The organism is Corynebacterium urinipleomorphum, from assembly GCF_900155535.1.
Classification (GTDB): domain Bacteria; phylum Actinomycetota; class Actinomycetes; order Mycobacteriales; family Mycobacteriaceae; genus Corynebacterium; species Corynebacterium urinipleomorphum.
On record NZ_LT706965.1, the window covers coordinates 401651 to 416345 of the forward strand.

The window sequence follows — 14695 nt, forward strand, 5'->3', positions numbered from 1 at the left end:
CCTAAAGTTAAAGTTGAGGTTAAAACTTCGGCGTGTTGAACGCTGTGGTCTTGACCGCAGCTTAAGCTTGCCTTTAAATAACCACTAGGCACTTTCCTAAACTTCATGGGAGTAATTACGTGACTTCGATCGATAGCGCCACCGCCGCCGACGGTGCCCAAGCACCGGTCCAGGAGACCCTTTTTGACCTGGGCCCGTCTGACGAGGTCGGCTACCGCGTCCCGATCGCCTGCCAAGTCGCCGGCATCACCTACCGCCAGCTGGACTACTGGGCACGCACCGATCTGGTCCGCCCGTCCATCCGCAACGCTACGGGCTCGGGTTCGCAGCGTCTTTACTCCTTCAAGGACATTCTGGTCCTGAAGATTGTCAAGGGTCTGCTGGACACCGGTATCTCCCTGCAAAACATCCGTCTCGCCGTGGACAAATTGCGTGACCGCGGAATCAACGAGATCTCCGAGATCACCCTCGTCTCCGACGGCACCACCGTGTACGAATGCCGCAGCAACGATGAGATCATCGACCTTCTCGGCGGCGGTCAGGGCGTCTTCGGTATCGCGGTACCGCAGATCGTGAAGGAACTGACCGGAACGATTTCCGCGTTCCCGTCGGAGCGCATTGGTGGCATCTCCGGGGATGAAGGCGACAACGTCGTCGCACTCGACGAACTGGCTGACCGCCGTCGCCGCCGTTCCTCCTAAGACTTCTTGGGGCCACCGGTTGAAGGGTGGTCCACTTTGCTCCCTCTATTTCAGGGCGCGGATCCCGATGCGGACCGCGCCCTTTTTCGTGCCCGGGGCGTTGTCACCTCCGCGTGGTAGATCTCAATGACATGAGCGTCTAATTGCTCGATCATGGCCTGCGGTAACAGCGCACGAGCTCAGCACGGGTGTAAGACAAATACACCAATCGTGGACGCGGTAACGCTCTAAGCGAGACCGGATGCCGCACGGATAGCACCCGTGAGTTCGTCCGCAGCGGAGACATTGGTTGAGAATTCAGCAGCCTCGCTCAGACCTCTATCGGCCCCGCCCTGTCCGACATGAACGATAGTCAACGATATTTTCTTGTCCCTTGCGGCAGTGAGTGCCTGGATTGCTGAATCATCGGAGCTGTCGGCGGTGCCCGAGGTAATGAGCACAATCCGGACCGGTGCCTCTCCCGTTGCTTCCGATTCGACGTAATCCACGGCAGCGGTGACAGCCTCGCGCGTCAAAGGCTCGCCGTCGTTGATGAATCGGTGGGCTGTACCGGCGACATCGTCAGCGTTACCGGTGAAAGAGATGTTCGCGCGGTATCCCTGGGTCACGCCAGGAGTGAGTGGGGAAGAGTAATTCCACAGTGCGACGGAGTGACCCGAACTGGTCAAGTCCGCCACTGAGGCATCGATGGCGTCTGCAGCATCATCGTTGAAGGCTGACATAGCGGCGGAAGTGTCCAGAAGGAACAGCGTGTTTGTTGCTTCACTGGGGGCGCTACCGTTTGAGTCGGTACCGGCACTGGTGCCGGCCGTGTCGGAGGCACTCTCGGAGCCGGGGATCCGTCGACCACCTTCTGGTACCGCAGCAGCCCACACCCCGTCGGAGAGTTCGCTCAGGGCTTTTTGGTTCCCGCCGTGAGAGTCCGCAAAGGACGTGCCAGCGTCTTCTGCGAAGTTTTGGGCGGCGCGACTCTGTTCCTCGGTGACATCATCTGTTGTGGTCAGCGGGATAGCAGAATAAAGCAGTTCGGCACCGTCGAGGGGTGCAAAGGCTATTCCCTCTGGAGCAGAATCCTGAGCGGTCGCGACCACCTTTTGCGTGGACGCGGAGGCTTCAGAGACGGTTGTGACGCGCTGTTCTTGGAGCGCCGAGATTGCAGAGTCGTCGGAGTCGGCGATCGCGTCGGCAACGATCGCGGACGCCTCTGGTTGCTCTCCCGTGGGGAAGAGGACATCACTCAAAGCCGGGGTGCCTCCGTCCGTGCTGAGTGATCCACCCGAGACACCGACAACGGTGGAGTACACGGTAGGGGGCTCGTTCGTCGCTGCGCTGCGGCCGGCTTGGGAGAGCTCCTCCTTCGCCACCGGCGAGAACGGGGCGATGTACACGGCGGCGTCGTGGAGGGAATCGACGTATTCCGGCTTCACGCAATAGTCGCGGACGACGGGGTTGGTGGCCACATAGGCGTCGATAAGCTGTTGCCCGACTTTCTTGTTCGCGGCGGCGACGGGAAGAGCGAGATCGCCGGAGACGCACTCGGGCTGGCCGCCAGAGGCTGCATCCGAATCGGAATCATTGTCGCGCATGAAAAACACCGTGACTGCAACGAGCAACAGGGCGAGGGCAGCGATGAGCGCGATCAACCCTTTCGACAGGGAATAGTTGTTCTTTCCGGTGGAGTGCCGTCCCATGACCCAGGCTCCTTTCGAGCAGACAACGTCCCCGATAGCTTAACCGTTGAGAACGTCTTCGAGGATCGCGACAAGGCGGTGTCGCAAGGGTTCTGCGCGTGCGGCAAAGGCGCGTTGTCGTGCGACGTACTGCGCTTTCCCTTCCGCCATTTCAATCGGAACGACCCCATACCCGAGGCCGCGGCAATCGTACGGGGAGGCCTCCATGTCCAGCAGGCGGATATCGCGGGCAAGCTCGAAGCAATCAAGAAGTAACTCGCCCGGCACCAGGGGCCCCATCTTTGCCGCCCACTTGAACAAATCCATGCCTGCGTGAAGGCATCCGCTTTGCTCGTGGTTCGGTCTTGCCGTGTTTTCCAACACCGTCAAATTCAGCGGTTTGGCGGGCGGGGTGAAGAACCGGTAGGCGTCGTAATGCGTGCATTTGATGTCGTGAGCTTCAAGGACGTCGTTGGTGCGATCGGTGCCTAGGCGAAGGGGGAGGTCATGGCGAGTTTGACCCTGGCGGTAGACCATGGCCCACTCGTGCAGGCCAAAGCAATCGAACTGCGTCCGGTTTGTCTGCGTGGCACGTAGCAAGAGCAGGAGATTCTCCATGTCCGTGCGGCGGTGGGAGAGAAACGCGTGCACATCCGCTGTGACGCTGCCATCGGGGCAAAGGCTGTAATCGCGCCACTGTGCGTGCGGTGAGTCAGCAGCGTCATCGAGTACCACTCGCGCGCCTGGGTGCCAGCGCAAGACGTGGGACGGGCGGACCGCGTAATAGTCAAAAAGAAAGTCCCAGATCGGGTGCTTCTCGCCCCGGGAGCGACGTTTCAAGTGCGGGTCGATCCATATGCGGGCGCGCTCTTCGTGTTGGGCGATGCAATCAGACCATTCCTCGCGGGCGAGCCTGGTAGAAGCGTCGGTGGGCATGGTGGAGCCTAATCGTCCTCGTGCGTCCAGTCGGACACAGTGCCAACGTATTCCTCGATCAAGTCCTCCAAGGCGAGCACTCCGACCAGCTCACCGTTATCGCGGACTTGCGCCATGTGGGCGGAGCGGCGGTGCATAGACGTCAGAGCGTCGTCGAGGCTGCCGGAACCGTCGACAATGCTCAACCGGCGAATGCGGTTCTGCGGGATGACCGGGTTGGCCGCCTCGGATTCGAGCAGGTCCAACACGTCCTTCACATGGATGTAGCCCACCAGCGCGCCTGCGGATCCCTCGACGGGAAAGCGGGAGAATCCGGTTTCCTGAACCGCCTTCTCCAACGCCGACAGAGCAATACCGCCGCGGGAATAGGGGATGGTCACGACATCCTCGATCGGAATCATGACCTCCTTGAAGCTGCGGTGTTCGGAGGAAAGGGCGTTGGCCAGGCGTGCGGTCTCCTCCGCATCCAGCAGGCCTTCCTGCCGCGATTCCTGGATCATCGTGGCAAGCTGCTCCTGATCCACCGTGGCATCCAGCTCGTCACGCTGCTCCACGCCGAAGAGGTGAAGCGTGAAGCGGGCGAGCTCGTTCAATGCGTAGATGAGCGGGCGGGTGAGCTTCACCCACACGTCCATCGCCGGGGTGAGCCACACCGCGAGGGTTTCCGGTCCCGCAATGGAGATATTCTTCGGAATCATCTCGCCGAAAATGATGTGCAGCACCGTGATGATCAGCAGAGCGATGACAAACGACAGCGGGTGCAGGAGATTCTCCGGTACTCCGAGGCCCGTGAACGGTGCCTCGAGGAAGTGCGCAATAGCGGGTTCAGCCACTTTGCCCAGGATGAGGGAAGCGATGGTGATACCGAACTGGGCTCCCGCAAGGTAAATGGACAGGTGCTCGGTGGCATTCAATGCCCTGCGGGCCCCCGTCTTGCCCTGCGCCAGCATCGACTCGAGCCGGTCTTTGCGTGAGGAGACCAGCGCGAACTCTGTGGCCACGAAAAAAGCGTTGGCCAGAAGCAAAACGACGATGAGGAGGGAAGCTACCCAGATACTCATGCGGACCACCTCGCAGCCTCTTCATCGGACACGGGCGTGAGGATCGCCTTGTCCAGTCGCCGTCCTTCCATGACGGAGACGCGTGCGAGCCAGCGGCCAGCATTACCGGATTCAAAATCGTCCTGGACTTCATTGTCGGGGAGGGGAAGAAGCACCGAGTCTCCAACCTGGGGGACCCGGCCCAAGGCCGACATGATCAAGCCGCCGAGGGTCTCGTACGGGCCGTCCGGCGCCAGGTAACTCGTCCGCTCCGATAACTCGTCGAGACGGACCAGACCTGAAACTTCCCAGGACGTGCCGAAGCGGTGGAAATCCCGCTCCGACTCGCGGTCGTCGTACTCGTCGTACACTTCGCCGAGAATCTCCTCGACAACATCCTCGATGGTGACCAAGCCCTGGGTGCCGCCGTACTCGTCGGCGACAAGCACCATCTGGGAGCCAGCGGAGCGCACCTGGTTGAGCACGGCGTCGCCATCCAAGGTGCCGGGAACGAAGGAGACAGGTTTGGCCAGCGATCCGAGCAGAGTCGTAGCTCGCTCGTCCCGCGGAACCGAGAAAGCATCCTTGATGTGCACGAGCCCGACTGTGTCATCCAAGTCGCCGCGTCGGACCGGGAAACGGGAGTGGCCGGTCTCAATGGCCAACGCAATGAGGTCGCTGACCGTGTCCTCAACGTCGAGGGAATTGACCGTGGAACGGGGGGACATGACCTCCTCTGCGGTGGTCTCTCCGAATTGGAGCGAGCGGTCAAGCATCTTCGCGGTGGTGGCGTCGAGACCTCCAGCTTCGGCAGAGCTGCGCACCATTGCGCCGAGCTCCGGACCCGATCGGGCCGAGGCCAGCTCATCGGCGGGCTCGATACCCAGCTTGCGCACAAACCAGTTCGCGGATGCGTTCAACGCTTTGATGAACCAGGAGAACACTGTGTTGAATGCGTTGACCGGCGGCACAACGAAGCGGGCAGTTTCCAAGGGTTTGGAAATAGCCACGTTCTTGGGCACCAACTCACCGAACACCATGGACAAGGTCGTGGCCACGATGAGCGCCAGCACGAGCGCCACCGGGCGCGAGGCGGACTCGGAGAGCCCGACGAGCTCCAGCAGCGGGCCGAAGAACCGGGCGAGCACGGGCTCTGCGAGAAAGCCCGTCGCGAGCGTGGTGATGGTGATGCCCAGCTGCGCACCGGACAGTACAAACGAAAGATTGCCGTGGTCGCGCTGAACGGCACGGGCGGTCTTATCGCCTTTTTCTTGCACGTGCGCTTCGATCGTGGAGCGTTCGAGGCCGGTCATGGCGAACTCAATTGCCACGAACAAGCCGGTGGATGCGGTGAGCAGAACGAAGCCGACAAGGGCGAGGATGGAAATCAGTATGTCCATGAGTGGTTACGACTCTTTGCGCCTGGAACTCCTTCTGCGGCGGCGCCCACCGTTACTGTTGGTGCGAGCAGTGCCCTGTTGCCGCCCGCGCCGCGATCCACCCGAACGCTGGTTGCGCTTCTGAGCGGGTGCCGCGGTCTGGCCCGGCGGGGGAAGCGGGTCACCGGACGGTTCCCGCGCTCCCGTGATCTTAGCAAGCTCCGTCGACCCTGCGCTAACCTGGACTTTCTCCGCGTCGACCCCTGCCTTTCGCAGAAGGGTGTCCACGTCTTTCCGTTGCTCGTCCATCACGAGTGTGACAACGGTGCCTTCGGTGCCCGCCCGTGCAGTTCTGCCGGCGCGGTGCAAGTACGCCTTGTGCTCGGCAGGGGGGTCGATGTGCACGACGAGGGAGACATCGCTGATGTCGATGCCGCGTGCGGCGATATCCGTGGCCACGAGCACCGGTAACGACCCGTCGGCAAAGCCCTCGATGGCGCGGGTGCGAGCGCCCTGACCCTTGTCACCGTGGATGCCCTGGGCGTTCACGCCGACGCGGCGCAGCTTCTTCACCTGCCGGTCCACGCCGTGCTTCGTCCGCATGAACATGATGGTCTTTCCCTCGCGGGCGGCGATGAGCGGGACAATCTCATTGCGGGACTCGCGGTCGCCCACCAGAAGTTGGTAGTGCTCCATTGAATCGACGGCAGCAGCTGCGGGCGCAGTCGAGTGCGTCACGGGATCATCGAGATAGCCCCGCACGAGCTTATCGACGTCCCCGTCAAGCGTCGCCGAGAACAGCAGACGCTGGCCGGTGTCCGGTGTGGCGTCGAGAAGCTTGCGCACCTGCGGCAGGAAGCCCATGTCCGCCATCTGGTCCGCTTCGTCGATCGCCGTGATTGCCACGTCGTCGAAGCTCAACTTGCCTTGGTTAATCAGGTCCTGCGCGCGTCCGGGCGTGGCCACGAGAACATCGACGGGTGCGGCGAGAGCACGGATGTGATTGTTGATGTTCACGCCACCGACGACCTCAATGACGCGGAGATTCACGGCGGCGGCCGGTTCGTCGAGGCGTTGGCGGATTTGGGCGGCGAGCTCACGGGTGGGGGCGAGGATGAGGCCCCGTGGACGTCCCGGGCGCGATGGAGCGCCGGCAAGGAGCGCGAGCATAGGCAACCCGAAAGTGAAAGTCTTGCCGGAGCCGGTCGGACCGCGGCCGAGGACATCGCGGCCGCTGAGAACAGCCGGAATAGCAGCCTGCTGGATGGGAAAGGGTTCAGTGATGTTCTGATTGTCCAGCACATCGACGATGGGGCGTGGAAGACCGAGGTCTAAAAAAGAAGGCACCGGGGGAAGTCTACCGACCGCCCCACGGTGCCTGGGTTAACGCAACGCTAGTAGGTGATTTCCTCGCGTTCGCCGGACCAAGTGGTGTGGTACGTGCCTTCCATGTCGACGCGCTTGTAGGTGTGGGCACCGAAGAAGTCGCGCTGGCCCTGGATCAGCGCCGCCGGCAGACGGTCGGAGCGCAGCGAGTCGTAGTAGGAGAGGCTGGAAGCGAAGACCGGGATCGGCAGACCCAGCTGGGTGGCGGTGACCACCACGCGGCGCCAGGAATCGATCAATCCGTTCTCCAGCTCGCCGCGGAAGTACGGGTCAAGCAGCAAGGACGGCAATTCCGGATCGTTGTTGTACGCCTCGGTAATGCGGTTGAGGAATTTCGCGCGGATGATGCAGCCGCCGCGCCAGATGGTGGCCAAGTCCTGCGGTTTGAGGCCCCAGCCGTACTCCTGGGAGCCGGCGTTGATTTCGTCGAAACCCTGAGCGTAGGCCACGAGCTTGGAGGCGTAGAGCGCACGACGGACATCCTCGACGAACTGCTGCTTGTCCACGCCGAGGGACTCGAGCGTGGCCGTTTCGCCTGAAGGCAAGCCAGTCTTCTTGACTGCCTCGCGCTGGGCGAGAGCCGAGGACAACGCACGTGCGAATACCGCCTCGCCGATACCGGTAGTGGGCACTCCCAGATCCAGCGCTTCCTTGACGGTCCAGCGACCGGTGCCCTTCTGGCCGGCCGCGTCGACAATGACGTCGATGAAGGGCTTGCCCGTCTTCGCGTCCACCTGGCGCAGAACCTCGGCCGTGATCTCGATGAGGTAAGAATCGAGGTCGCCCTGGTTCCACTTGGAGAAGATATCCGCAAGTTCAGCTGGCTCGATGCCTGCGGCGTAGCGGAGCAGGTGGTATGCCTCGCCGATGACCTGCATGTCGGCATACTCGATGCCGTTGTGAACCATCTTGACAAAGTGGCCTGCACCGTCCGGTCCGATGTGCGTCACGCAGGGGACACCGTCGACCTTTGCGGAGATGTCCTCCAGCAGGGGACCGAGGGTCTCCCAGGACTCCTTCGGTCCGCCCGGCATGATGGACGGGCCGCGCAGCGCGCCCTCCTCGCCGCCAGAGATACCGGCGCCGACGAAGTGGCGGCCCTTGGCGGCGACTTCCTTCTCGCGGCGGATTGTGTCGGTGAACAGCGAGTTGCCGCCGTCGATGATGATGTCGCCTTCATCCATCGCTTCGACGAGCTGGTCGATAACAGCATCAGTCGCCTTGCCCGCCTGCACCATGATCACGGCCTTGCGCGGGCGCTCCAGGGAGGCGACGAAGTCCTCGATCGTCTCGGACGGAATGAACGACCCTTCGTCGCCGTACTGCTCCATCACCGCGCGGGTCTTTTCAGGCGAGCGGTTGAAGATGGCCACGGTGTGGCCGCGGGACGCGAAGTTGCGGGCCAGGTTGGAGCCCATGACTGCCATGCCGACAACGCCGATTTGAGCGAGATTCTCATTAGTCATGCCCAAAAGCATACGCAGGCCGTCTCGCTGCCCGCAGTGAATATGCCTTGAAATCCAGACTGGTCAATAACCGCACACGGTCTGCTTTTGTTGCTAAAATCACACTTCATGAACGCTAGTGACGTACAGAACATCGATTTAAGTAAACTCCTGGCCACGGTGAAGGAGCGCCAGCTCAACGAGCAGGAACTTGCCCTCCTCAACGCAAACCACGTGGAGTTCGACACATTCATCGGTCTACACTTCACCGACTTCGGTCCGGAGCGCATCGCCGCGACGGTGGAGGCTGACCCGCGCCACCACCAGCCGGCAGGCCAGGTCAACGGCGGCGTGTTCTGTTCCATCGGGGAGAGTATGGGATCCTATGCAGGCTTCGTCGCCGCCGGCGTTCCGGTCGTGGGCATGAACAATAACACCGACCTCATTCGTCCGGTCACCTCCGGCACGATTGAGGCCGAGGCCATTGCCATCCACGTTGGCCGACGTACCCAGATCTGGCGCATCGAAATGAAGCAGGACGGCAAGATCGCGGCTATCACGACCCTGCGCACCATGGTCATGGGGTGACGGCTTAGAGCCAGTGGTTCTTCCGGAACCACCAGTACATGCCCAGGATGGATCCGAACATGACCAGGAGCACAACGGGGTAGGCGTAGTGCCACCCGAGCTCCGGCATGTACTCGAAGTTCATGCCGTACACGCCGGCGATCATGGTCGGTAGCGCCGCCATACCGACAACAGCTGAGATCGTGCGCATGTCGCTGTTCTGCTGCATGGAGACCTTGGCCACCGAGGCGTCGAGAAGCGAAGAAAGCCGCTCGTCGAAGCCAGAGACGTGGTCGCTGACGATCATGGCGTTGTCCTGCACGTCGCGCAGGTAAGAGCGGATCGGCTTGCTCAGCAGGTCCTTGTGCAGCGTCAACCCTGAACGAAGTGCGGGGCCGAGCGGATCGGTGGCGTGGCGCATCTCCAAGACCTCACGTTTGTACATGTAGATCTTGTCGATGTTGATGAGGTGCCGCGGCGTGAATACCTCGTTCTCCAGCTCGTCGACGTCGCTGGAGAGGAAGGTGGTGACCTTCATGTAGTTCTCCACGATGTGATCGGCGACCTTCCATGCCACCGCGGCGGGGCCGAGAGAAGAGATTTCCTGGTCTTCAATGAGTTCCTGCGTGAGGTTCGGCAATTCGGCATTGTGGCGGATGGTGATGACGAAGTTGTCGCCGATGAGCATCTGCACTTCACCGGTAGAAATGATCTCGCGGAGGTCGGTGACTTCCTCGTCGTCGCGGTACACCACTGTGCGGATGACAATGAAGAGCTGCTCGCCGAATCGCTCCACTTTGGGGCGCTGGTGCGCGGCGACAGCGTCCTCGACAATGAGGTCGTGGATGCCGAATTCCTCGGCGACACGCTCCATCTGCTCGGCGGACGGCTCGCGAAGAGAGAGCCACACGTACCCGTTCTCAGCTTCCTTCACTCGCTCCATAGCGGTGGTGTAATGCATCGATCCCGGAAGCGCATTACCTTCGACGAACACCCGGCAGAAGTCCACCGAGCGTTCAACCGGAACCGGCACCGGCCGATCAACCTGTTTCTGCCTAGTCTGCGTTTTGGTCTTGTTACGGGGTAGAGGAAGTTTCGGCGGCATAGCGACCCCCTTTTTTCACAGACTCGGCAAACAACCAGTGAGCCTGCGGGGCCCGCGGGAATAATGCAGGATCCAGACCGACTGGTTTTGAACTAAACAGATCATACGCCCCGCCCGCCGGAAACGCGGTACTGGAAGGGCGGGCCGACTAGCAGTTGGTAGCGAGGGGAACTGATTTCAGTGCATCCTGCTACTGCACATGAAAAACCGGTTGCGGTCCCGAGGTGGGCCGCAACCGGATCGGATTAGTGAGAGGGGAGATGGATTAGTTCTCGCCGTTGGTGTCGCGCAGCTCGGAGTATTTCTCGGTGTTGTCGCCGGACTCCTTGGCAAGGTTGAGCAACGCGGTGCGGGCATGCATCTCCTGGAGGGTCGTGGGCAGGTTGTAGCGCTTCGGGGTGAGCGCGTTGAGGGTCCAGGTGAACATGGACACCACGCGGTTGCGCTTGGACACCAGGAAGGACACGTGGACGAGCAGCCACATGATCCAACCGAGGAAGCCGGCTATCTCGACCTTGCCCATCTTCACCACGGCGTGGAAGCGGGACACGATGGCCATGGAACCCTTGTCAAAGTAGGAGAACGGCTCCCGCTGATCCGGCTCCTGACCATTTTCGACTCCGGCCTTGATCGCCTTAGCGGCGTATTCACCGGACTGGATAGCTACCTGAGCCAAGCCAGGCAGCTTATCCAGGTTCATCATGTCGCCGACGACAAACACGTTGCGGTGGTCGCCGACGGAGAGGTCCTTGTTCACCGGAACCTTGCCGGCACGGTCGACCTCAAGGCCAGCTTGCTCCGCAACCATCTTGCCCAGCGGGGAAGCGGCGACACCGGCGGACCAAATCTTGGTGTACGAGTCGATCGTGGTCTCTTCCTCGGTCTTCATGTCCTTGTAGGTCACCGAGGTCTCGTCGATGTTGGTCACCATCGCGTTCAGGCGCACGGTGACGCCGATGCGCTCCAGCTCGCGCTGAGCCTTGCGGCCGAGGCGTTTGCCGAACGGGGGGAGGACCTGGGGTGCGCCGTCGAGAAGAATGATCTTCGCGCTGGAGGGACGGAAGTTGGAGTATTCGTCGCGGAAGCTGCGGTGCGCCATCTCAGCGACCTGGCCAGCGAGCTCGACACCGGTCGGGCCGGCACCCACGATGACGAAGGTGAGCAGGCGCTCACGCTCTTCGGGATCCTCGGCGACCTCAGCGCGCTCGAAAGCGGTGACAAGGCGCGAGCGAATCTCGAGGGCATTGTCCAGAGTCTTCAGACCCGGGGCGAACTCGGCAAAGTGGTCGTTACCGAAATAAGACTGACCGGCGCCGGCGGCGACAATCAGGGAGTCGTACTCGTAGGTGCGGGTGAAGTCGCCCTCTTCGAACGTGACCGTGTTGTTGTCCAAGTTGATGTCGGTGACATCGCCGCGGACCACATCGGTGTTGTTCTGCTTGTCCAGGATTTGGCGAGTGGAGGAGGCGATCTCGCCTGTGGAGAGAATGCCGGTAGCCACCTGGTAGAGCAACGGCGGGAAAAGGTGGAAGTTGGTGCGGCTAATCAACGTGACGTCCACGTCGGTTCCGTCTAGCTCGCGAGCTGCAAAAAGCCCGCCGAAGCCGGAGCCGATGATGACGACGTGATGGCGGTTTCCTGCGGGGCGGTACGGCTTATCCGACATTTATCTAAACTCCTTGTAGCAATTGCATGCTTATCCGCCATGAGATCATACGCTGGTTTATCTACTCCGCGCGCCGTGGCTCCCATGAGGCGGCTTGCCGTCGGTCTATGGTAGACGGCGTGTCCGACAACCCCGCGATCCCCATGCACTTAGCCACTGTTGACGCCGATCAGTGGCCGAGTATCGCGGTTGTGCCGACAGGACGGTTGCTGGGCTTGCGCGCACGCCGGGCGGAAGCTCAGTTCGCTTCCGCGTGCTCCCGCGCCGAGCTTGATCTGGACCCGGAAGGAGCCCCGGACCTCGTGGTCGACCAAGCTGAGGTCTTCGAACGCATTGTAGTCAACGGTTGGATCGGCCTCGCCGAAGGGTTCATGGCAGGAGAGTGGCGTACGGAGACGCCGGAGGACTTAGTCCACGTCCTGCACAGACTCATCGCCACCGGGTACAGCCCGAAAACACAGTTGAATCAGGGCGCGAGGTTCAGTGGGGGCGAGGTGCCGCCGGAACTCGTGGAGAAATTCTCTGGGGACGGAATGAGCGCGTTCGCCGGCCATTTCGCTACAGGAGTGCCCACGATGGAGCGGGTTAGCGTTCCATCGCATTCGCCGGGCGCAGGGCGTGGAAAAGAACCAAAGAATTATTTCGTTTCCGAGACAAACTATAGCGCTCCGCTTGAAACGGAGAAGCTCGATCTCGGTGACGCCCAAGCACGAAGCGTGGGTATGCTTCTCGACGCCGCGGTGGTCCGCCCCGGCACGCACCTCGCCGAATTGCCCTCATCCGGCGGGGCTGTGGCCATCGGTGCCGCAGCACGCCGTGCGACGGTCGACTCGGTCGTGACCGATCCTGCAGTGGTACACGCCCTGCGGGAGCGTCTCACGTTAGGCGGGGCAGAGGACGCGGTGCACATCAGCGTCGTCGACAATCTTCCGCGCGACATGAGCCGGCGTAAGGCGCGTTATGATGCCGTCGTGTCCGCCGAGCACCTCGAGACCATGCCAGCAGCAATGCAGGGTCACTATTTCGCGCTTATCGACGGCCTCTTGGCCCGCTCCGGCCGCGCCGCCCTCCAGACCGTCGTGTCGACGGGGAAGATGAACCCGGCGGCAGAAGCCGCCCTGGAATCACTGCGCGCGTATGTCTGGCCGGGGCTGAACTATCAGACGGTCGAGCAGATCCGGAAGACCGTAGATACCCGAAGCGGCCTCCGTGTCATCGCGGAGACGCACGCGCCCGCGCACCTCGAGCTCTCGTTGAAGCATCAGCGCACCATGTTCCAGAGCCAGCTCCGTGAAGCGGCTGCCGACGGATTCGACTCCGTGTACCGGCGCCTGTGGATGTGGCAGCTTGCTCTGCGGGAGGCCCTAGCCCGCGAAGGCATGCTCGACGTCGTTCAACTGACGCTCACGCACAGGCATCGTCGGGGCGTCCGCTGACTTATCGGTGGAGTTTCAGTCGCAGCGAGGGGGCAGCAGGGCAATCAGCGGGATTCTCCGCCCTTTGCGTTACTTGACATAATGTACATTATCGGACAAATACCGATATAAGGTGAAGCGCGAGGCTCAATGCTCCCGCGCTTTCATGGCCTCTTCTCGGGCCGTTATTCCTTCTCCAGCTTCAGGCGGATATTCACGTCGCCGTCCTCTGCGATCTTCGCCGCCACGAACTCAGGAGTCTCCACTCCATAGTCGGTCCGTTTGATCGGAATGTCTGCGTGCACGATGACGGTGTCTCCGGTTCGCAGCACATTGAACTCCTGCGTGACGGCATTCGTCTGGCCATGAATGGTCAGATCGCCCGTGAGCGTCACGGTGCCCACGGTGCCGTCCTCCGGGAGCTGAGACACATCGGCAGGTTTGGTCAGAGTGAATGTGGCTTCCGGGTACTGCTCCGCATGAAGAATCTTCCTGCGCACATTTTCGTCACGCACATCCTTGTCCGTGACGATATTGTCCATGCCCACGGTCACCTCGCCGGCGGTCAAAGAGCCGCCTTCAATAGTCATCTGACCTTCGACGTCTTGAGTGGAGCCCGATGTGGTCCGCTCGTCGCCAGGCAACAGCTCATGGAACGTGAAACCGGCGGACGTGACGTTCTTGCCCGGCTTGTGCGAGACGACCCACTGCCCGTCCACGTCTGTCGTCGCGGCCTTAGCCCCGTCCGCGTCGATTCCTTCGGTCTTGATTCCGGGGTGAGACACGATGGAGATGAACAACGGGACCAACGCCAGCAACGCCAGCAGGACGATGACAATGGCACCGCCGATGACAATGAGTTTCTGGTTCCGCGTCCGCATCAGTATCCCTCTCTGCCTGAGTGTCAGCTACCGCGCCGAGGCCACCTCCGGCTCGTGCCGGTTCATTGGAGCCTCTCTAGCTTCTTAGCCATGGTAACCAGCTCATCGCACAGAGACTGAATCTCGTTTGCGTCAGCACCCTCGTTTGTCGCAATGGCGATGTCCTCTGCGGCGCACCGCAGCTCAAAAAGCTTGTCACGCAAGGTATTGTCGGATACCCGTCGTGCACCTTCCCGGCTCGCGGACGCTGGGTGCCGCAGCTCGTACGCGCGCTGTTTGCACGAATCGCTGCAGTACTTGCGTGGACGGCCACGGCCAGGTGTGCGCTGGATTTCCTTGCTGCAGTACTGACATGTCGGCGCCTCAGTAGTCTTCTGGTTCATGATCGCCGTTCATCATATCGACGAAGAATGTGCGTGGTGCGGAACATACCACGCAGTCAGTGCGTTATTGATGGTGGCCGTTATACTTTAGGCTCGCGACTGAATTTTTCAACGAAGGGAT

The 14695-nt window shown here is 61.4% G+C and carries 13 protein-coding genes; 3 read left to right on the plus strand and 10 right to left on the minus strand.

What is annotated here, in order from left to right; genetic code table 11:
- The first annotated feature begins 128 nt into the window (after positions 1-128).
- The gene (locus CZ338_RS09040) at positions 129-701 is read left to right on the plus strand and encodes a MerR family transcriptional regulator (RefSeq protein WP_087118225.1); all 573 of its coding nucleotides are present in this window, start codon (positions 129-131) and stop codon (positions 699-701) included.
- A gap of 227 nt (positions 702-928) precedes the next feature.
- On the opposite strand, the gene CZ338_RS09045 is transcribed toward CZ338_RS09040, so the two are convergent.
- The 6 genes from CZ338_RS09045 to gndA are packed head-to-tail and all read right to left on the minus strand — an operon-like array spanning position 929 to position 8578.
- A complete protein-coding gene (locus tag CZ338_RS09045; protein ID WP_087117897.1) occupies positions 929-2392 on the minus strand; it encodes a vWA domain-containing protein in 1464 nt (487 codons plus the stop codon).
- Between the two features lie 39 nt (positions 2393-2431).
- A complete protein-coding gene (locus tag CZ338_RS09050) occupies positions 2432-3307 on the minus strand; it encodes a 3-methyladenine DNA glycosylase (RefSeq protein WP_087117898.1) in 876 nt (291 codons plus the stop codon).
- 8 nt (positions 3308-3315) lie between these two features.
- Positions 3316-4368, minus strand: a complete 1053-nt coding sequence (locus CZ338_RS09055; protein ID WP_087118226.1) for a hemolysin family protein — start codon at positions 4366-4368, stop codon at positions 3316-3318.
- Entirely contained in the window at positions 4365-5747 is a 1383-nt protein-coding gene (locus tag CZ338_RS09060) for a hemolysin family protein (RefSeq protein ID WP_087117899.1), read from the minus strand. The genes CZ338_RS09055 and CZ338_RS09060 overlap by 4 nt, the downstream gene beginning before the upstream one ends.
- A 6-nt stretch (positions 5748-5753) precedes the next feature.
- Complete coding sequence (locus CZ338_RS09065; protein ID WP_087117900.1) at positions 5754-7073, minus strand: DEAD/DEAH box helicase; 1320 nt, start codon at positions 7071-7073, stop codon at positions 5754-5756.
- Positions 7074-7120: 47 nt separating this feature from the next.
- A complete protein-coding gene (gene gndA, locus CZ338_RS09070) occupies positions 7121-8578 on the minus strand; it encodes an NADP-dependent phosphogluconate dehydrogenase (RefSeq protein ID WP_087118227.1) in 1458 nt (485 codons plus the stop codon).
- Between the two features lie 108 nt (positions 8579-8686).
- Between gndA and CZ338_RS09075 the strand changes: the two genes are divergently transcribed.
- Positions 8687-9145 carry a PaaI family thioesterase gene (locus CZ338_RS09075; protein ID WP_087117901.1) on the plus strand — a complete coding sequence of 153 codons (459 nt, stop codon included), beginning with the start codon at positions 8687-8689 and terminating at the stop codon, positions 9143-9145.
- Positions 9146-9149: 4 nt separating this feature from the next.
- On the opposite strand, the gene CZ338_RS09080 is transcribed toward CZ338_RS09075, so the two are convergent.
- Entirely contained in the window at positions 9150-10229 is a 1080-nt protein-coding gene (locus CZ338_RS09080; RefSeq protein WP_087117902.1) for a magnesium and cobalt transport protein CorA, read from the minus strand.
- A gap of 265 nt (positions 10230-10494) precedes the next feature.
- Entirely contained in the window at positions 10495-11895 is a 1401-nt protein-coding gene (locus tag CZ338_RS09085) for an NAD(P)/FAD-dependent oxidoreductase (protein ID WP_087117903.1), read from the minus strand.
- A gap of 119 nt (positions 11896-12014) precedes the next feature.
- On the opposite strand from CZ338_RS09085, the gene CZ338_RS09090 reads away from it, so the two are divergent.
- Positions 12015-13331 (plus strand): class I SAM-dependent methyltransferase, encoded by a 1317-nt coding sequence (locus tag CZ338_RS09090; protein WP_235839520.1) that lies wholly within the window; start codon positions 12015-12017, stop codon positions 13329-13331.
- Between the two features lie 164 nt (positions 13332-13495).
- Here the strand turns inward: CZ338_RS09090 and CZ338_RS09095 are convergent, their stop codons facing one another.
- Both CZ338_RS09095 and CZ338_RS11170 read right to left on the minus strand, forming a co-directional pair.
- Positions 13496-14191 (minus strand): YceI family protein, encoded by a 696-nt coding sequence (locus tag CZ338_RS09095; RefSeq protein ID WP_087117904.1) that lies wholly within the window; start codon positions 14189-14191, stop codon positions 13496-13498.
- 62 nt (positions 14192-14253) lie between these two features.
- Positions 14254-14574: a hypothetical protein gene (locus tag CZ338_RS11170; protein ID WP_087117905.1), complete on the minus strand. Its 321-nt coding sequence runs from the start codon at positions 14572-14574 to the stop codon at positions 14254-14256.
- Positions 14575-14695 lie beyond the last annotated feature (121 nt).

Excerpts from the sequence above, each read along its gene's own strand:
- CZ338_RS09055 (WP_087118226.1), bottom strand. The coding sequence starts at position 4,368 with ATGAGTATCTGGGTAGCTTCCCTCCTCATCGTCGTTTTGCTTCTGGCC.
- CZ338_RS09060 (WP_087117899.1), bottom strand. The coding sequence starts at position 5,747 with ATGGACATACTGATTTCCATCCTCGCCCTTGTCGGCTTCGTTCTGCTC.
- CZ338_RS09080 (WP_087117902.1), bottom strand. The coding sequence starts at position 10,229 with ATGCCGCCGAAACTTCCTCTACCCCGTAACAAGACCAAAACGCAGACT.
- CZ338_RS09045 (WP_087117897.1), bottom strand. The coding sequence starts at position 2,392 with ATGGGACGGCACTCCACCGGAAAGAACAACTATTCCCTGTCGAAAGGG.
- CZ338_RS09050 (WP_087117898.1), bottom strand. The coding sequence starts at position 3,307 with ATGCCCACCGACGCTTCTACCAGGCTCGCCCGCGAGGAATGGTCTGAT.
- CZ338_RS09085 (WP_087117903.1), bottom strand. The coding sequence starts at position 11,895 with ATGTCGGATAAGCCGTACCGCCCCGCAGGAAACCGCCATCACGTCGTC.
- CZ338_RS11170 (WP_087117905.1), bottom strand. The coding sequence starts at position 14,574 with ATGAACCAGAAGACTACTGAGGCGCCGACATGTCAGTACTGCAGCAAG.
- CZ338_RS09095 (WP_087117904.1), bottom strand. The coding sequence starts at position 14,191 with ATGCGGACGCGGAACCAGAAACTCATTGTCATCGGCGGTGCCATTGTC.
- CZ338_RS09075 (WP_087117901.1), top strand. The coding sequence starts at position 8,687 with ATGAACGCTAGTGACGTACAGAACATCGATTTAAGTAAACTCCTGGCC.
- gndA (WP_087118227.1), bottom strand. The coding sequence starts at position 8,578 with ATGACTAATGAGAATCTCGCTCAAATCGGCGTTGTCGGCATGGCAGTC.